This is a genomic window from Corallococcus exiguus (genome assembly GCF_009909105.1).
Taxonomy (GTDB): domain Bacteria; phylum Myxococcota; class Myxococcia; order Myxococcales; family Myxococcaceae; genus Corallococcus; species Corallococcus exiguus.
On the sequence record NZ_JAAAPK010000001.1, the window covers coordinates 414,047 to 432,777 of the forward strand.

Sequence of the window (18,731 nt, forward strand, 5' to 3'; positions counted from 1 at the left end):
TGCGCCGGGACGGGCTCCCGCGGGCCCCCCGGTTGACCCCTGGACGCGGGAAACGTAGGCAACCCTGGTGGGCTCTCCCGCCTCGTCTTCTCCACCTGACGCGTGGACTCCTCCCGAGGAGTTCGACGAATACCGCATCGTGCGGCCGCTCGGACGGGGACGCACGGGCCGGGTGTACCTGGCGCACGACACGCTCCTGGAGCGCCCCGTCGCGGTGAAGTTCATCCCGTCGCTGGGCTCCAACGCGCTGGCGCGCTTCCTGGTGGAGGCTCGCGCCGCCGCCCGCATCCAGCACCCCAACGTCGTCACCCTGTACCGGGTGGGACAGCTGGAGGATCAGCCGTACCTCATCTCGGAGTTCATCCGGGGCGTCAGCCTGGACCGGCTGGCCCGGCCCGTGTCCTGGGAGCGCGCGCTGGGCATCGGGCGGGACCTGGCCCGGGGCCTGGGCGCCGCGCACCGCCGGGGCGTGCTCCACCGCGACATCAAGCCCGGTAACGCCGTCCTCACGGAGAGCGGCGAAGTGAAGCTGCTCGACTTTGGCCTGGCCAAGCTGCTCGACCGTGCCGAAGCCAGCGAGCCCACCCCACCTCGCGCGCCCCTTCCGCCGCCGGAGCTGCCCGCGGATTGGGATCCGGAAGCCAGCCCCGCGCTCGGCGCCCGTTCGCTGGACGGCGTCTTCCTGCCGTCCCTGCCGCGCGGCGCGCTGGTGGGCACGCCCTACTACATGTCCCCGGAGGCCTGGGCCGGCGAGGAACTCACTGCGCGCAGTGACGTGTACTCACTGGGCGTCGTGCTCTACGAGCTGTGCGCGGGCCGTGGCCCCTTCCGCGATGTGCCCTGGCGCGAGCTGTCCGAGGCCGTGCGCACCCGCGACGTGCGCCCCCTCCAGGAGGTGGCCTCGTCAGTGGACCCGGGCTTCGCCGCCGCCATCGACAAGTGCCTGAAGCGCGACCCCGCCCAGCGCCACGCGTCCGCCGCGCAACTGCTCGACGCGCTGGAGGCGCTGACGCGCGAGGAGCTTCCGGCCGTCATTCCGGAGGGCAATCCCTACCGTGGCCTCCGCGCCTTCGAGGCCGAGCACCGCGGCCTCTTCTTCGGCCGCCGCCGCGAGCAGCGCGCCGTGCTGGAGCGGCTCAAGGCGGAGGCCTTCCTGCTGATGACGGGCGACTCCGGCGTGGGCAAGTCGTCCCTATGCCTCGCGGGCATCCTCCCCGCCGTGGCGGACGGCGCGCTGGAGGACGGCCGGCGCTGGCGCACCGCGCGGCTCGTGCCCGGACGCAGGCCCGTGTCCGCGCTCGCCGTGGCGCTCGCGCCGGTGCTGGAGGTGGACGAGGAGCCGCTCGCGGAGACGCTGCGTCAGGACCCCACGTCGCTTGGCCGCAGGCTGCGCGCGAAGCTGGGCACGCAGGGCGGGCTGCTCGTCTACATGGACCAGCTGGAGGAGCTGGTGACGCTGTCCCCGCCGGAGGAGGCCGCGCTCGCGGGCGCCGCGCTGGGGGCGCTCACGGAGGCGGCCGGGGGACTGCGGCTGCTCGCCACCGGCCGCAGCGACTTCCTCACCCGCCTCACCGCCGTGCCCGGCCTGGGCCCGGAGGTGCCGCACGCGCTGTACCTCCTGCGCGCGCTCACCCCGGAGGAGACTCGCGAGGCCATCGTCGGCCCCGCGCGCGTGAAGGGCGTGCGCTTCGAGTCCGAGAACGTGGTGGACGCGCTCGTCGCTTCCACGGCCGCCTCCGACGGCGGCCTGCCGCTGCTCCAGTTCGCGCTGGCGGAGCTGTGGGACGCTCGCGACGAGTCCCGTGGCGTGATGACCCAGGCGGCGCTGGACTCACTGGGCGGTGTGTCCGGTGCGCTCGCCCGGCACGCCGACGCCGCGGTGGCCCGCCTGTTGCCCGACCAGCGCTCGGCGGCGCGCGGCGTGATGCTGCGCCTGGTGACGGCGGATGGCACCCGCGCGCGCAAGACGGACCGCGAGCTGGTGGGCGACGACCCTCGCTACCGCGCAGCGCTGGAGGCACTGGTGCGCGCGCGCCTGCTCGTGGCGCGCGAAGGCGAGGGCGGCACCGCGTACGAACTGGCCCATGAAGCGCTCCTCACCGGGTGGGCCACGCTGGCGCGCTGGCTGGTGGAGGCGGGCGAGCGCCGCGAGGTGCAGGCCCGGCTGGAGGCCGCCGCCGCGCAGTGGGAGCGCCTGGGCCATGCGCGCGAGTCGCTCTGGGGCCCTCGCCAGCTGGCGGAGACGGAGCTGCTGGAGCCGTCCGAGCTCACCCAGCGCGAGCAGTCCTTCCTCAGCACCTCGCGCAGCACGGGCGTGCGCAGCCGCCGCCTGAAGGTGGGCCTGGTGCTGGGCTTCCTCGCGTCGCTGGGGCTCGTGTACGCGGGCCTGCAGTGGCGCGAGCGTCGCATCCTCGACGTGCGTGTGCGTGGCGAGCTGGCCTCGGCCGGGTCGGAGCTGGAGGCCGTGCGCCGTGAACGCGACGCGCTCCAGACCGAGCGCGCGGAGGCCTTCCAGCTCTACGACACCGGCCACAAGGCGGACGGGGACCGGAGCTGGGCGAAGGTGGCGGGACACGCCGGACAGCTGTCCCACCACTTCGACGCCGTGGCGGACCAGCTGGAGCGCGCGCTGGCGCTGGCCCCCACTCGCACCGATGTGCGCGACGCGCTGGCGGACTTCCTCTACGAGCGCGCCCTGTGGGCCGAAAGCGAGCGCGAGCCCGTGCTGCCCGCGCTGCTCCAGCGCCTGCGCCTCTACGACCCCGACGGTGTGCGCTGGAACCGCTGGAACACGCCCGCGCACCTGTCCCTCCAGGTGGACGCGCCCGGCGCCTCCGCGGAGCTGCGCCCCATCTCACGCGAGGCTGCAGGTCCGGAGGTCGTGGGCGAGCCCCTGCCGTCCCCGGGCGCGCTCCCCTGGGCGAACCTCACCGTGCCTCCGGGGAACTACCAACTCACCGTGCGCGCCCCGGGCCACGAGGCGTCGGTGCAGCCGCTGCTCCTGACGCGCGGGGAGTCCCGGAACGTCGTCCTGCCGCTCGTCCGCGAGGGGGCGCTCCCGCCGGGGTTCGTGTACGTGCCCCCGGGTGACGTGCGCTTCGGCAGCGCCGCCGAGTCCAGCGTGCGCGACTTCTTCAACGCCACCCCGCTGCACACCGTGCCCGTGCAGGGCTTCCTCATCGCCCGCCACGAGACGACGTACGCGGACTGGCTCCAATACCTGGCGGCCCTGCCCGCGGCGGAGCGCGCCTCGCGCCAGCCCAGCGTGGGCACGGGCGGCTACGCCGGGGGCCTGGCGCTGGAGCCGGACGGCAATGGCTGGCGCCTTCGCTTCCAGCCCGGCGGCGTGCGCTACACGGCGCGGACGGGCGAGCCCGTGCGGTACGCGCGGCGCTCGCAGCGCACGGAGCAGGACTGGCGCCAGTTCCCCGTCAGCGGCATCAACTTCGCGGACGCGGAGGCCTACGTGACGTGGCTGTCCACGTCCGGCCAGGTGCCGGGGGCGCGGCTGTGCTCGGAGCTGGAGTGGGAGCGCGCCGCGCGCGGCGTGGACGGTCGCGAGTATCCCCACGGCAACCGGCTGGGGCCGGACGAGGCCAACGTGGACGTCACCTACGGCAAGGATCCGGGTGGCTTCGGCCCGGACGTCGTGGGCAGCCATCCCGCGTCCCGCAGTCCCTTCGGCGCGGACGACATGGCCGGCAACGTCTGGGAGTGGACCCGCTCGTGGCTGGAGCCCGGCCGCCCGGTGGCTCGCGGGGGCAGCTTCACCTTCAACGTGACGAGCGCGCGGTCCTCCAACCGCGAGCTGCCAGAGCCCTCACTGCGCGACGTCACGGTGGGCCTGCGCGTGTGCGCGGACGCGCCCGTGTCCGGCGGTTGAGCGCCACCGGACACTGGAACCCCCCGGGAACCGCTGGCCTCGCCCTGGGGTCTGCTCCAACTGGAAGCCACTGGACGCTGCAAGTGCCCGGATGGGCCTCGTGTGGTTGCCGCTCCCGCACACCGGACTGACCTTGTGCCCTGTAACGCGGTGCGGGTCGGGGTCGGGGCAGGGAAGGGGCATCCAGATGAGGACGTTGCAGCGAGTGTTCGCGGCGTGTCTCGCCGTCGTGGCGGTGGGCTGTGGCACGGAATCGTCGGAGCCCGAGGCTCCCTCCCTGCGCACGCAGGTGGCGGAGGTCGTCTCGCCCAATGGGCGCAACCTCAACGGACGCAACCTCAACGGCCGCAACCTGAACAACGGCGAGCTGGGCAGCATGCTGGTGTCCGTGGCGTACGCGGGCGCCTCCTCCGCCTCCGGCAAGGCGCTGACCAACGTGCGGCTGCAGGGCTCGGCTTTCGTCGGCCTGGACGGCCCCAACCCCGTGACGGGCATGGGCTTCAATGGCGCCCGCTTCGTCGGCAAGCTGGGCGACGGCTCGACCCTGCCCGTGCGCGTGGACAGCATCACCCAGGGCAGCGGCGGCGACAGCGACCTGTGGTCCTACCAGGTCTCCTACCAGGGTTCGGACGGCAGCTGGAACTCCGTGTGCCAGGACGCGAACGGTGGGGCGCTCTCCGCCATCGCCGTGGCCGGCCGCTGGAACTACCTCCAGGGCGTGGCGGGCGGCGGCGAGAAGATTGAGGACGCCACCGCCTTCACCTTCGCCTGCGAGGGCGCCGCCATCGCGAAGTGCATGCACTTTGGTTACAAGCCCTGGGCCACCGTCAACGGCCAGAGCCTCGCGGGTCACCACCAGGCCTGCACCCGCATGGTTCGCGCGGACTTCTGTGGCGACGGCGCGTCGCACACCACCGATGGCCAGTGGGTCAACCTCTACGACGGCGTGGGCGTCCAGACGGACACCGAGTCCTGGAGCACGGAGGCCGAGTGGAATGAAGCCGGCGCGCGCTGCTTCACCTCGGAGACCCGCGCCCACGCGCCCGTGACGTGCTCGGGCTTCAACCCCATCCCTGACTGCGGCAGCACCAGCCACTTCCAGTCCGGCACCCGCCTCATCAGCGAGTCGCCCTACGGGGTCAGCGGCTTGTAGCCTCACCGGCTACAGCAATCCCAGACTTGTAACGGACTAGGTTACAAAATCTGGAAGTCGATGAAAGTCAGTGTTTCATGTTATGAGAACGCTCCATTCGCCTCCGCGTCGCAAGGACCGGAGGGGCATGGGGCGTTTTCCGCATTCACGGAGGGGGACGGGACCGGTGTGTTCGGGGTTCCGCGCACGGTGAGAGGGAGGGCGCCCCATCGCGAGGCTGTCGTCGCGGTCACCCCGTCGTGAGTGGAGCACGCCCCATGAAGCCTGAGCTGTCCCTATTGTGGAAGCATTCCCGGAAGCGTCTGCCGTTTGCGCTCCTGGCCTCGTCGCTGGCGGTGGGCTGTGGCCAGCCCGCTCCGGAGACGTCCGAGACTCCCGCGCCTTCCGCGCCCCAGGCGGACTCCTCCGCCCAGGCCGTGGACCCGTCCGGCAACCTGGAGGTGGCGCTCGGTACGACCCTGCAGGCCCTGGAGGGGGACGAGGCGCGTCCGGTGGTGGAGTCCCTCTTCGCGATTCCCCAGGGCGCGGCCAGCAAGTCCACGGCCACGGTGTTCCAGCTGAAGCTGAAGTCGAATCGCTCGGAGAACGAGGCGTTCCGCGGTGGGACGCTTTCGATGGCGGACGGCGCGCAGCAGCTGACGTTCCGCGACGACGGCCAGGGTGGCGACGCGGTGGCGGGGGACCTGCTCTTCACGGCCTCCGGCACGTTCGACTTCGTGGCGCTCCAGGCGGAGCAGCAGCGCATTGCCCAGGCGCAGTCCCAGTCGCAGACGCAGCTGACCACGGCCGTGTTCGAGAACCGCCAGCTGGTGGCCACCGTGCCGGTGACGGCGCTGAGCACGCAGTTCCCGGTGGGCCAGCCCGTGCCCATCCAGCCCATTGGTCTGGCGTCGCTGGTGGACCCGGCGCGCTCGCTCATCATCCGCGCGCCCGGCGTCGTGAACGACACGACGCGCACGTATGACCCGTGCACCGGCGTGGGCAACCCGAACGGCAAGTGGACGTTCAACTACCTGATGACGGAGATGGCCAACCAGCCCTTCACGGGCGTGGCCCCCACCACCTTCGTGCGCGAGTGGCTGCGCCAGTGGGAGCAGCCGCGCACCATCAACGGCTTCGTGAACCCGCCGCGCACTTCCATCGCGGCGAACCTCATCGGGCCCTGGCCGAAGCTGTCCTCCGGCGAGCTGAACCTGGCGAGGTCGCCGTTCAAGCTCATCGCCATCGTGAACCGGCTGGACCTGGCCGGCAGCAACCCGGCCTACGGCGCGGGCAGCGCGGGCGAGGGGCGCTTCATCTTCGCGGCCACCACGGGCACGGGGTCGAGCTGCTACACGGTGCCCTTCCTGGTCATCCTGGAGTACGGGGTGGACAAGACCGGCTGCGTGAACATCAAGACCTACGCGCAGCAGTGGCAGGCCCTGTCCGGGCTGCCGCTGGGCAGCGCGGCGTACAACGCGGCGCTGGAGGCCCTGACGGAGCAGTTCGCCAAGCGCGACCTGTCCCCGCGCAAGCCCAACCGCAGCTCCATCAACCAGGTGCGCACCAACGACGACTGGTTGGCCCACCCGTGGGAGCTGCGCGAGTTCCGCCTCTGGAACGGCTCCATCAACCCGAACTCGTACTCCACCACGCCGCCGCCGGCGCTGGGGCTGCTGAACAGCCACACCGTGGCCCAGACGCCGGACCGCACCCGGCAGACCTCGTTGTTCCCGGCCTACGTGAACGCCAACACGGGGCCCATCATCGCGGGCACGTACTCCGTCCCGCTGCCGTGGGCCGGTGGCACCTTCCGCTCGGGCCGCGCCCTGGTGACGAACCCCGTGGCCACCCCGCCGTTCTGGAGCCTGCCGGCGTCCGCCATCCCCAACCGCCAGGCGCGGCACGTCTTCTCGCTCAACACCTGCGACGGCTGCCACGGTGACGAGCTGGGCACGAACTTCACCCACGTGAGCTGGACCGGCGCGCTGTCGCCGTTCCTCAGCGGCGCGCTCACCGTGCCGGACCGCGCGGACGGCACGCCCGTGCGCACCTTCAACGAGGTGCTGGCGCGCCAGACGTTCCTGGACCAGATGGCCAACCAGAGCTGCCTCACCACGGCGTTCGTGACCGCCGCGCCGAGCGTCCACTAAGCCTCGTCCAGATGTGAAGAAAACGCGGCCTCCGTCCCTTCGCGTGGGACGGAGGCCGTCGTCTTTCCAGCCGCCGTCCGCATGTCTCCCCGCCTGTCGGGGGGACGGGCCGGGCGTGTTCTCCAGGTTCACGGCCGGTGGTGGCACGACTTCCCCGGCCGGGGGGGCGGCACCACGTTTACCCGGCCCCGGGGACCGCCCCCGGGTGGAACTCCAGGGCCAATGGCCCCTGGGGGCCGGGGAGGCAGGCCGTGGAACGCACCGAAGAGACAGCGGGTCTTCGAGCCCGGCGCACGGGTTCACGGTGGGGAGCCGTACTGGCCGTTGTCTGGTTGGCTGGCGCATGCGGACAGCGCTCCGAGGAGGCCGCCGCGCCCACCGCGCCGACGGTGGTGTCGCTGGGACCGGAGAACGTGGTGCGCGTGGAGCCCCAGAAGCTGGAGAACGGTCCCGTCATCTCCGGGACGCTCCAGGCGCGGCGGCTGGCCAGCGTCCGCGCGGAGGTGGGGGGCAGCATCCTGGACGTGATGGCGGACCAGGGCCAGACGGTGAAGGAGGGGCAGCCCCTGGCGCGAGTAGAGGAACACACGCTGCGCGAGCAGGTGCTGGCTGCCAGCTCCAGCCTGCGCGTGGCGCGCAATGCCTTGCAGGTGGCGAAAACGGATGAGCAGCGCAATCAAACCCTGGTCAAACAGGGCGTCATCACCCGCCGCGACTTCGAACGCGCGCAGCTCACACGGACGCAGGCGGAGGGACAGCTGGCGCAGGCGCAGGCGCAGCTGAAGCTGGCGCAGGACCAGCTGGCGCGCACGAAGGTCTCCGCGCCCTTCACGGGCGTGGTGAGCGAGCGGCAGGTGAACGCGGGCGACATCGTCCAGCCGGGCGCGCCCCTCTTCGTCGTGGTGGACCCCGCGACGTTGCGGCTGGAGGCCTCCGTGCCCGCGGCGCAGCTGGGCCAGGTGAAGGTCGGAACGCCCGTGGCCTTCCGCGTGAACGGCTACGAGGACCGCGCCTTCAAGGGTGAGGTGGAGCGCATCAACCCGGCGGTGGACCCCGCCACGGGCCAGGTGCGCATCTACGTGGGCATCCCCAACAACGAGCAGACGCTCCTGTCCGGCCTGTTCGCGCTGGGGCGCGTGGCGTCCCAGTCGAAAGAGGCGCTGGCCGTGCCGGTGGACGCGCTCGACACGCGCCAGGAGCCGCCCACCGTGCAGCGCATCTCCAACGGCAAGGTGGAGGAGGTGGCGGTGACGCTGGGCCTGCGGGATGACGTGGCGCAGGCCGTGGAGGTTCGCTCGGGGTTGAAGGCTGGGGACGTGGTGCTGCTCGGCTCCGCGCGCGACCTGACCAACGGCACGCCCGTGAAGCTCACCGCCGCGCCGGAAGGGCCGAAGAAGCAGCGGCCGGTTTCTCCACCGGAAGCCCAGCAGGGCGTGGGCGGCGCGGGCAACGCGTCCGGCGGCAGTGGCCCCGCTCAGGCTCCGGCCGCGGCTGGGGCTCCGACGCCTCCGGCCCAGGCACCCGCGAAGTAGCGCCAGACGTCTCCACTTCTTGAGAAGCACCGCAGGAGTCGTCCGTGTTCATCTCCGACTTCGCCATCAAGCGCCCCATCATCACCATCACGGCGATGGTGGCGCTCGTCGTGTTCGGCATCGTGGCGCTCTTCAACCTGGAGACGGACGAGTTCCCGGACGTTCAGCAGCCGGTCATCAACGTCACCATCGCGTACCCAGGGGCCTCACCCGACACGGTGGAGCGCGAGATTGTCGAGCCCATCGAGGACGCCATCTTCGCCATCTCCGGCGTGGACGGGAAGAAGACCACGTCCAGCTCCACGGACAGCCTGGCGAACTTCACGGTCTTCTTCGACTTCGAGAAGGACATCCAGGAGGCGTCCCAGGACATCCGCGACGCCATCTCCAGCAAGCGCGCGGACCTGCCGCAGGAGATGGAGGAGCCCATCCTCACGCGCTTCGACCCGGCGGACCAACCCATCGTGTCGCTGGTGCTGACGTCGGACGCGCTGGACGTGCCCGCGCTGACGCTCATCGCGGATCCGCTGGTGGTGGGGGATTTGCGCTCGGTGCCCGGCGTGGCGCAGGCCACGGTGGTGGGTGGCGTGGACCGGGAGATGACGGTGCAGGTGCGGCCCGCGGCGCTCCAGGCGGCGGGCCTGTCGGTGGCGCAGGTGGTGGCGGCGCTCCAGGCGCAGAACCTGGCGGCGCCGGTGGGCCGGCTCAACACCGAATTGCAGGAGCGCACCATCCGGCTCAAGGGCCGCCTGGAGACGCCGGAGGACTTCGCGCAGGTGCCCATCGCGGAGCGCAACGGACGCACGCTGCGGCTGGGGGAAGTGGCGGACGTGTTCGCCGGCACCGAGGAGCCGCGCACCCTGTCGCTCTACAACGGCGCGCAGGCGGTGGGCATCGAGGTCATCAAGTCCAAGGGCCACAGCACCACGGAGGTCGCGGACGGCGTGCGCGAGCGGGTGAAGATGCTCCAGCAGCGGCTGCCCGCCAACGCGAAGCTGGAAATCGTCCGCGACGCGGGCACGCGCGTGGAGAACTCCGTCATCAACGTGCAGCAGGCGCTGATTGAAGGCGCGCTGCTCACGGTGCTGGTGGTGTTCCTGTTCCTCAACTCATGGCGCTCCACGGTGATTACGGGCCTGGCGCTGCCCGTGTCCGTGCTGGCGTCGTTCGTGAGCGTGTGGGCGTTCGGCTTCACGCTCAACACGATGTCGCTGCTGGGCCTGACGCTGGCCATCGGCATCCTCATCGACGACGCCATCGTGGTGCGCGAGAACATCGTGCGGCACGTGGAGATGGGGAAGGACCACTACACGGCGTCGCGCGAGGGCACGAACGAGATTGGCCTCGCGGTGGCGGCGACGACGTTCTCCATCGTGGCGGTGTTCGTTCCGGTGGCGTTCATGTACGGCGTGGCCGGGCAGTGGTTCAAGCCGTTCGCGCTCACCATCGCGTGCTCGGTGCTGGTGTCGCTGTTCGTGAGCTTCTCGCTGGACCCCATGCTCAGCGCGTACTGGCCGGATCCGCAGGTGGAGAAGGGCGAGCGGCGCAACTTCATCTCGCGGGGCCTGGAGCGCTTCAACCACTGGTTCGACCGGCAGGCGGACCGCTACAAGGGCGTCATCGCGTGGGCGCTGGACCACCGGCTCGCGATGGTGCTGCTGGCGGTGGGTTCGCTGGTGGGCGCGGTGGCGCTGCAAGGCGTCTTCGGCGGCGCGGGCTTCGTGCCGGTGAGCGACCGCGCGGAGATTGAGATGCTGGTGGAGACGCCCGCGGGCTCCAGCCTGGACTACACGCGGCGCAAGGTGGAGGAGGTGTCCCGCCTCACGCGTCAGCACCCGGAGGTCGCGTACACGTACACGACCATCGGTGTGCCGTTGCCCCTTCGCTCGCCGGGCGTGGACCAGGCGCTGGTGTACGTGCGGCTCAAGCCGAAGACGGAGCGCAAGGCGAGCCAGGAGGTGCTGGGCAAGACGCTGCGTCAGGAGTTGCTCGCGGTGGGTGGCGCGAACGTGTCGGTGTTCACCAGCGGCTTTGGCGGGGCCATCAAGTCCATCCAGCTGGAGCTGCGTGGGCCGGAGTCCAAGGGGCTCAACCAGCTGGCGCAGCAGGTGATGAAGGAGGTGAAGCAGGTGCCGGGCGCGGTGGACGTGGGGCTGTCCACTCGCGGCGAGAAGCCGGAGCTGGAGGTGGAGCTGAACCGCGGGGTCGCGGGGCAGCTCAACGTGACGGTGGGGCAGGTGGCGCAGTCACTGCGGCCGGCCTTCGCGGGCCTGGACTCCGGCGACTGGGTGGACCCCATTGGCGAGACGCGCGACGTGATGGTGCGCCTGGCGCCCCAGTTCCGGGAGAACCCGTCCCAGCTGTCACAGCTGCCGCTGGTGGTGGGCACCAGCGCCACGGGCGCGCCGGTGGTGGTGCCGTTGGGACAGGTGGCGTCGGTGAAGCAGACGGTGGGCCCGGCGCAGATCGATCACCTGAACCGCGAGAAGGTCATCAACGTGCAGGCGAACGTGGCGGGGCGGTCGCTGTCGGAGGTGATGAACGGCATCCAGACGCGGCTCGAGGCGGTGAAGGTGCCTCCGGGCTACGAGGTGTCCACGGGCGGCGAGTCCGCGGATCAACAGGAGGTGTTCGGCCGGGTGTTCCTGGCGCTGGGTGTGGCGGTGATGTTGATGTACCTCATCCTCGTCATCCAGTTCGGCTCGTTCATCGATCCGCTGGCCATCCTGGTGTCGCTGCCACTGTCGTTGATTGGCGTGGTGCTGGCGCTGGTGGTGACGGGGGACACGCTGAACATCATGAGCCTCATCGGCGTCATCCTGCTGATGGGCATCGTCGCGAAGAACGCCATCCTGCTCATCGACTTCGCCAAGTGGCAGCACGAGAAGGGCATGCCGTTGCGCGAGGCGCTGATTGAAGCTGGGCGCATCCGCTTGCGACCCATCATCATGACGACCTTCGCGCTCATCGCGGGCATGGTGCCGGTGGCGCTGGGACACGGCGAGGGTGGCGACTTCCGGGCGCCGCTGGGCCGCGCGGTGATTGGCGGCGTCATCACGTCCACGCTGCTCACGCTGCTGGTGATTCCGACGGTGTATGAAATCCTGACGGACGGTCGCGCGTGGATGACCGGCAAGCTGCGCCGGGTGTTCAAGGCGCGCGGCCAGGCCCACGGGCCAGCGCACGGTGGCGGCGAGCCCCGGCCCCACCCGCAGGCCCGGCAGGAGTGACGCGGAGAAGATGCTCGTGTCACCCTCAAGGAACGGTTGGCGCATCGCGCGGAGGGCCATAGGGTCGGGAGTGTGGAGCTCCTGTCCCCGCTGCCCGATTCGCACCGCTCGCTCGTCACCGAAGCCCTGGAGGCACTGGGTGTTACCCGCTGGGTCCTGAGCATCCATGACCCCAGCTTCCCCGGCCTCCCCGGAGAGGACCTGGGGCGCGGCTCTCCGTACTCCGAGGGCGCCGCGCGCTTCCTCGCCTTCGCTCGGGACCTGGGCTTCACCGGCATCCAGTTGGGGCCGCAGGGGCAGACCACCGCGTACAACCCGTCGCCGTATGACGGCACGTTGTTCTCGCGCAACACGCTGAACGTGGCGCTCGCGCCGCTCACGGATCCGCATGGGCCCTGGGGCGCACTGCTGTCCGCGGACACCCTGGCGCGGCTCGTCTCCGAAGTACCCGAGGACGTGGGTCCGGAGGCCCGGTACTCCTCCGCGTGCCGGGGCCAGGCGCTGGCGCTCCAGGAGGCGTGGGACACCTTCCGGCGCACCCGGGAGCCAGGGCTGGTTCGTCGCTTCGCGGACTTCCGCCTGGAGCAGCGGGAGTGGCTGGAACGGGATGCGCTCTTCGACGTGCTCGCCGCTCGGCATCACACGCCGGATGACTGGCGCGGTTGGGCGGATTCGTTGGATGGGCGCCTGTTCGCGCCGCGTGCCGGCGAAGAGGCGCAGGCGGAGGCGCGCATCCGGGAGTTGCTCACCGTCGAAGCCGATGCGGTGGAGCAGTACGCCTTCCGCCAGTTCCTCGTGTACGAGCAGCATGGGCTGCTGCGGGTGCGCGCGGGGGCTTGGGGACTCAAGCTGTATGGGGACCTCCAGATTGGTTTCTCGCCTCGGGACACGTGGGCGCGGCAGGGGCTGTTCCTGGGCGCGTACCTCATGGGGGCTCCGCCCAGCCGCACCAACCCGGAGGGCCAGCCGTGGAACTACCCGGTGCTGGATCCGGAGCAGTACATCGCTCCGGACGGTTCGGGCCCCGGGCCGGTGCTGCGCTACATGGACGCGCGGCTGGGCAAGATGCTCTCCGAGTACGACGGGCTGCGCATCGACCATCCGCACGGGCTCGTGTGCCCTTGGGTGTACCGCGCGGGCTCGGCGGATCCGCTGCGCGCGGTGCAGGGTGGGGCGCGGCTGTTCTCGTCGCCGGACCTGCCGGACCACCCGGCGCTGGCGCGGTACTCCATCGTGGCTTCGGCGCAGCTGGACCGCTCGGTGCCGCGTTACGCGGATGGGTGGGTGAAGGGGCTCACGGAGGAGCAGGTGGCTCGGTACGCCATCCTCTTCGACTCCGTGGTGCGCACGGCACGGGCGCATGGCCGGGCCCGCGAGGACGTGCTGTGCGAGGTGCTGAGCACGCTGCCGTATGAGCTGTCACGGGTGATGGCCCGCGATGGCCTGGGCCGCTTCCGCGTCACGCAGAAGGCGGACCTGAACAACTCGGCGGATGTGTACCGCAGCGAGAACGTGGCCCCCGAGGACTGGGTGATGGTGGGCAACCACGACACGAAGTCACTCTGGCGGCTGGTCTCCGAATGGCAGTGGAAGCACGCGCTGCGCGCCCAGGCGGACTACCTCGCGGAGCGGCTGCATCCCGATGCGGAGGGGCGTGAGGCCTTCGCGCGTCAGTTGGCGGAGGACCCGGGGCTGCTCGCGCAGGCGAAGTTCGCGGACCTGTTCGCCAGCCGTGCGCGCAGCGTGATGGTGTTCTTCGCGGACCTGCTGGGCATGCCGGACACGTACAACGCGCCGGGGTCCGTGGATGCGCGCAACTGGTCGCTGCGCATCCCGACGGACTGGGCCGAGCACTACCAGCAGCGGCTGCGCGTGGGCGCCGCGCTCAACCTGCCGCAGGTGCTCGCCATGGCGCTGCGCGCGGGCGGAGCCGAGGCCCGAGCCCGTCACGCGGAGTTGCTGACCCGGCTGGACGGCGCCGCGGCCCGACTGCGAAGCGGCGTGCGGTGAGTCGCACCCCGACGGGGACGCGCGGCTCGAACCTGTCCGACAGTCGGACAGGTTTTTCAGGTGATGCGCCGCATGTCGAAGCGTGACTGGAGCTTCCACTGCCCGTCGGCTTCCTGGATCTCCCCGCGCCAGGTGAAGCGGTCCGGGCCGATGTCGGAGAAGCTCCAGCGGATGGGCTTCCCGTGGTGCTCACCCAGGAGGACGAGCCGGTCCCCATCCCGTCCTCCAGACAGCCGGTTGATGGCGCCACCCGTGGGACTGATCCAGGTGATCTGCCACTTGCCTCCAGCCTGGTCGAACGTGCGCACCGTGGTGCCGTAGCGCTTGTTCGCACCGGGACCTGACTGCGCGGGGGCGTGCCGCGACGGCACGATGAACACGTCCTGCAGGGCCCGTCCGTCCAACACCCAGTGGAACCACCACTCGCCCTGGCTCTGGCGGATGCTCCCGTCCGGATCGTGGTCCTGGATGGCACCGGCCCAGCCTCCCACCAACCATCCGAAGGTGGCCGCCGCGTCGCCCAGTTCGCTCGAAGGGCCGGGGCTCACCAGGGCCTCCACGAACGCCTGCGTCGAGGACACAGGGGTGGCGGGTCCTTCCGCGAGCCTGCGCCAGATGCCTGCGTACTCGATGGGCAGCCCGTCCGTGTCCACGTCCAGCATGGCGTTGAAGCCGCTCTCCAGGCTTTCGTAGCGGTAGCGCGTGGGGCCCGCGCGTGTGTAGCCCTGCCGCGCGGGCACGACCTCCAGCGCGGGAAACTTCACCCACGCCGCGCGGATCTCCGCGCTGGTGCCTTCGCCCAGCCGCAGCCGGTTGATGGGCAACGCATTGGTGGAGGGGCTCAAGCCCAGGTCCACATCGGTGCAGCCCTTCAGCGCCTCCGCGACCCGGCCGTCCTTCCGCCAGTGGCCCTCTCCGTCATGCTCCAACGTGAGCGTCCGGTGCTCGCCGCGCCACGATTGCGTCACGCTCACCCGGCGCGTGCGCCACGCACTGTCACAGACGACCGAATACTCCGCCCTCAGCGGTGACCCCTGCTCCGCGACGAGGATCAAGCCGGAGAGCTCCGTGCCCTCCTTCCCGCGCCTCACGCGGGCATGCTCGAATCCCAGTTCATCCATTACGCGCCGCCAGATGAGCTCCCGCGTGACTGCCGTTGCCTCCGTCGCCATGATTCGGTCACCCCGTTGGATATGCGGGGCAGGATGGAAGGACGGACCTTGGCCGACTTGGGGAAAGTGGACCTGACCACGGTGCGCCGGCTGGCCTCCGGGGACGGATGGCGCGTGAGCGAGATCGTCTGTCGCTCCGGTCCCAGGGACCCTGTCTTCGAGGAACAGCACACCTGGGTGTCCGTCTCCGCCGTCCTGTCGGGGAGCTTCACCTACCGCTCCCGGAGTGGACGCGTGCTGCTGACGCCCGGCTCACTGCTGCTCGGGGAACAGCACACGTCCTTCTGCTGCGGCCACGAGCACGGCGTGGGTGACCGCTGCATCGCCTTCCACTTCAAACCCGAGCTCATGGAAGAGGTGGCCAGGGACCTGTCGGGCGTGACTCGCACGGACTTTCCCAAGCACCGGCTGCCTCCCCTCCAACGGCTCGCACCGCTCATCGCGGACGTCCAGGCGCTGGCCGAGCAGCCGGGCTCGCGCGGCGCGGAGGAAATGGCGCTGCGGATGGCGGGCGCGGCGCTGAGCGGCATCCACGAGGGCTCCGCCCGCCCCATCACCGCCACCGAGGAGCGCCGCATGGCGGAGGCGCTCCGGTTGATGGAGGCCCGGCTCGTGGAGCCCCTCTCCCTGGGCGTGCTCGCGCAAGAGCTGGGCATGGGCCGCCACCCCTTCCTGCGCACCTTCCGCAAGGTGGTGGGAGAGAGCCCCTACAGCTACATCCTCGGCCGTCGCCTGACACTCGCCGCTGAACGCTTGCGGACGGACCGTGAGCGCATCGCGGACGTCGCCTTCGCGTGTGGCTTTGGCGACCTGTCTGAATTTATCCGCCGCTTCCGTACCCGCTTCGGCGTCACGCCTTCTTCCTACCGCGCCCGTGCTCGACCCGGGTCAGCAAGGACAGACGTCGCGCACGACCCGACTTGAGCGGTCGCTGTCACCCTCAGCAGGCTTCATTTCACACAGAGCGGGTCTCCGCACTCTCCTTGGAAATCCTCGTTCTCGATGCTATCGGGTCTGCGCAATTCTTCATCTGTGTGAGGCAGGGACCGCGTGGCGAATCATCGTGAGTGGGAGTTCGGGGCGCATCGCGCGTACTTCGAGGCGCCGGACCTGTTGGTGATGAAGTTCAACGGGCCCTCGAAGATGGAGGACTCGAAGAAGGTGCTGGAAATCTGTCAGGAGGTTTCGAAGAACGGACCGGTGTTCGTCATCTCCGACGTGTCCAACTCCAGCATCGAGAAGGACTCGCGCGAGCTGCTGGTCGCGCAGGCGAAGGCCGAGTGGTTCCGTGGCCACGTCTACCTGGGCACGGGCCCGCTCCAGCGCGCGGGCGCGAAGGCGCTGATGCTCGCCCTGTACTTCACCGGCAAGTGGACGGTGGACGTGGACTTCGCCGACTCGGAGAAGGACGCGCGCGACCTCATCGCGAAGAAGCGCGCCCAGCCGCCCAAGAAGTAGCCGCCTCCCGTCGCCTCAGTGCTGGACGTCCAGCACGAGGCGCGTGGGGTCCTTCAGCTCCAGCACGCGGAACGGGGCGCGGCGCGCGGTGCCCAGCACCCACGTCACCTCGCCCTCGAAGTCGCACACGCGCTCCAGGCCCAGCAGGGTCGGTAGCGCGGGCTTGAGCGAGCGCTGCGCCACCGTGGCCTGCCCCTGGTCGTCGTGCGCCCGCGCCAGCGTGAAGCGCACCTCCAGCGCGGCCTGTCCCGGCGTCTTCACGTCGTCGCCGGAGCCGCACTGCTGCACCGGCGTCTTCACGTACCCCAGTTGGTAGCCCGGCAGGCGCGGCCCGTCGAACTCGAACACCGTGCGGTCGTAGTCCGCGTGCGTCCCCGTGCGCACCGAGCGCAGCGTGATGGACGGGGGCTCGCCGCGCGGCCTCTCCACCGTCGCCGTCGTCCACGCCGCGTCCGCCGCGCTCCCGGAGTCCGGCGCTGCCTCCGCCGTGGCCGCCGGCTTGCCCGCGTCTTCCTTCACGTCCAGCACCTGGTGCACCACCGGGGCGGTGGCGGCCGGGCCCTCGCGCGGCAGGGTGTTGGCGGGCGGATTCGCGGCCGGTACGTCCATGGGGACGGTCTGGGGCTCCTGCTTCTGGCAGCCCTGGCCCAGCAGTCCCACCGCCACTCCCAGCACGTACATTCCCAGTCGCAGACGCATCCGATTCCTCCCGTCAAACCCCGTCAGCCGGGGACTTCCCGAGTCCTCGCACACCGCGTGCCCCAGGACCATGGAAGATGCGCCTTCCCGGCGCCGTTGCGTATAGGGTCCGCCGGGCCGCGTCCCCCCGGCCCCCCTTCGTGCACTGGAGAGATCCGCACCATGGCCATTGACCTGACCTCCCTCCCGCGTCCCTCTCGCGATGACACCACCGTGAGCAGCATGGTGCGTGGGCTCGTGGGCAGTGAAATCCTCCGCATCGCCGCGGAGATTCGCGAGCTCGTGGCCAAGGGCAACAAGGTGTGCAACCTCACCGTGGGGGACTTCAACCCGAAGGAGTTCCCCATCCCGGACGGCCTGCGCGACCAGATTGGCGCCGCGCTCCAGGGCGGTGAGACGAACTACCCGCCGTCCGACGGTGTGCTGGAGCTGCGCCAGGCCGTGCAGCGCTTCTACGAGCGCTCCCTGGGTCTGAAGTACCCGCTGGAGGGCATCACCATCGCGGGCGGCGCGCGGCCCGTCATCTACGCCATCTTCCGCGCGGTGCTCGACCCGGGGGACGTCGTCGTCTACCCGGTGCCGTCGTGGAACAACAACCACTACGCCCACATGCTGGGCGCGAAGAGCGTGGTGGTGACCACCGAGGCATCGGCGGGCTTCATGCCCACGCTGGCGCAGCTGGAGCCGCACCTGTCGTCCGCGCGCCTGCTCTGCCTGTGCAGCCCGCTCAACCCCACCGGCACCATGCTGGACCCGGAGGCCCTGCGCGCCATCTGCCAGCGCATCGTCGAGGAGAACCGCGCGCGCGAGGGCCGCGGCCAGAAGCCTCTCATCCTGATGTACGACCACATCTACTGGGTGCTGAACTTCGGCAAGAAGCACGTCACGCCCGTGGAGCTGGTGCCGGAGATGGCGCCGTACACCGTGTTCGTGGACGGCATCAGCAAGGCCTTCGCCGCCACCGGCGTGCGCGTGGGCTGGGGCGTGGGCGCGCCCACCATCATCTCCCGCATGCGCGACGTGCTGGGCCACGTGGGCGCCTGGGCCCCCAAGGCCGAACAGGTCGCCACCGCGCGCTACCTGGACGACGTCCCCGCCACCGAGTCCTTCCTGACGACGATGCGCCAGCGCGTCGACCAGCGCCTGGAGGCCCTCTACAAGGGCTTCCAGCGCATGAAGGACGCGGGCCTGCCGGTGGACGCCATCGCGCCGCAGGGCGCCATCTACCTCACCGTGCGCTTCGACGTGGTGGGCAAGGACGGCCTCGCCACCAACGACGCCATCCGCAAGCGCCTGCTGGAGAAGGCCCGCTTCGCCGTGGTGCCCTTCCAGGCGTTCGGCCTGGCGGAGGACACCGGCTGGTTCCGCCTCTCCGTGGGCGCCACCTCCGTCGCCGAAATCGAGGAGGCGATGCCTCGCGTGGAGGCCACCGTGCGTGAAATCCTCACGGCCCGGTAGCCAC

General features: G+C 70.7%; 11 protein-coding genes. 9 read left to right on the forward strand and 2 right to left on the reverse strand.

Features of this window, described 5'->3' with window-relative positions:
* Positions 1-67 precede the first annotated feature (67 nt).
* From GTZ93_RS01705 to GTZ93_RS01730, 6 genes are all read left to right on the forward strand, one after another.
* The gene (locus GTZ93_RS01705) at positions 68-3,883 is read left to right on the forward strand and encodes an nSTAND1 domain-containing NTPase (protein WP_139916666.1); all 3,816 of its coding nucleotides are present in this window, start codon (positions 68-70) and stop codon (positions 3,881-3,883) included.
* A gap of 187 nt (positions 3,884-4,070) precedes the next feature.
* A complete protein-coding gene (locus tag GTZ93_RS01710; protein WP_139916668.1) occupies positions 4,071-5,036 on the forward strand; it encodes an ADYC domain-containing protein in 966 nt (321 codons plus the stop codon).
* A gap of 257 nt (positions 5,037-5,293) precedes the next feature.
* Positions 5,294-7,168, forward strand: coding sequence for a hypothetical protein (locus GTZ93_RS01715; protein ID WP_139916670.1), 1,875 nt, complete (start codon positions 5,294-5,296; stop codon positions 7,166-7,168).
* Between the two features lie 251 nt (positions 7,169-7,419).
* Positions 7,420-8,700: an efflux RND transporter periplasmic adaptor subunit gene (locus tag GTZ93_RS01720; protein WP_139916672.1), complete on the forward strand. Its 1,281-nt coding sequence runs from the start codon at positions 7,420-7,422 to the stop codon at positions 8,698-8,700.
* A gap of 44 nt (positions 8,701-8,744) precedes the next feature.
* A complete protein-coding gene (locus GTZ93_RS01725; protein WP_139916674.1) occupies positions 8,745-11,930 on the forward strand; it encodes an efflux RND transporter permease subunit in 3,186 nt (1,061 codons plus the stop codon).
* Between the two features lie 72 nt (positions 11,931-12,002).
* Complete coding sequence (locus tag GTZ93_RS01730) at positions 12,003-13,940, forward strand: 4-alpha-glucanotransferase (RefSeq protein ID WP_180946032.1); 1,938 nt, start codon at positions 12,003-12,005, stop codon at positions 13,938-13,940.
* Positions 13,941-13,996: 56 nt separating this feature from the next.
* Here GTZ93_RS01730 and GTZ93_RS01735 read toward each other — a convergent pair whose 3' ends face one another.
* The gene (locus GTZ93_RS01735; RefSeq protein WP_139916676.1) at positions 13,997-15,112 is read right to left on the reverse strand and encodes a putative glycolipid-binding domain-containing protein; all 1,116 of its coding nucleotides are present in this window, start codon (positions 15,110-15,112) and stop codon (positions 13,997-13,999) included.
* Positions 15,113-15,160: 48 nt separating this feature from the next.
* Here GTZ93_RS01735 and GTZ93_RS01740 point away from each other — a divergent pair, with 48 nt between their 5' ends.
* Together GTZ93_RS01740 and GTZ93_RS01745 are read left to right on the forward strand one after the other, a co-directional pair.
* The gene (locus tag GTZ93_RS01740) at positions 15,161-16,036 is read left to right on the forward strand and encodes an AraC family transcriptional regulator (RefSeq protein ID WP_161662618.1); all 876 of its coding nucleotides are present in this window, start codon (positions 15,161-15,163) and stop codon (positions 16,034-16,036) included.
* 126 nt (positions 16,037-16,162) lie between these two features.
* A complete protein-coding gene (locus GTZ93_RS01745; protein WP_120576184.1) occupies positions 16,163-16,570 on the forward strand; it encodes a hypothetical protein in 408 nt (135 codons plus the stop codon).
* 15 nt (positions 16,571-16,585) lie between these two features.
* On the opposite strand, the gene GTZ93_RS01750 is transcribed toward GTZ93_RS01745, so the two are convergent.
* Positions 16,586-17,269, reverse strand: coding sequence for an AMIN-like domain-containing (lipo)protein (locus GTZ93_RS01750; RefSeq protein WP_257979067.1), 684 nt, complete (start codon positions 17,267-17,269; stop codon positions 16,586-16,588).
* 162 nt (positions 17,270-17,431) lie between these two features.
* Here GTZ93_RS01750 and GTZ93_RS01755 point away from each other — a divergent pair, with 162 nt between their 5' ends.
* On the forward strand, positions 17,432-18,727 hold the full coding sequence (locus tag GTZ93_RS01755) for a pyridoxal phosphate-dependent aminotransferase (protein WP_139916682.1): 1,296 nt from the start codon (positions 17,432-17,434) through the stop codon (positions 18,725-18,727).
* Positions 18,728-18,731: the final 4 nt, after the last annotated feature.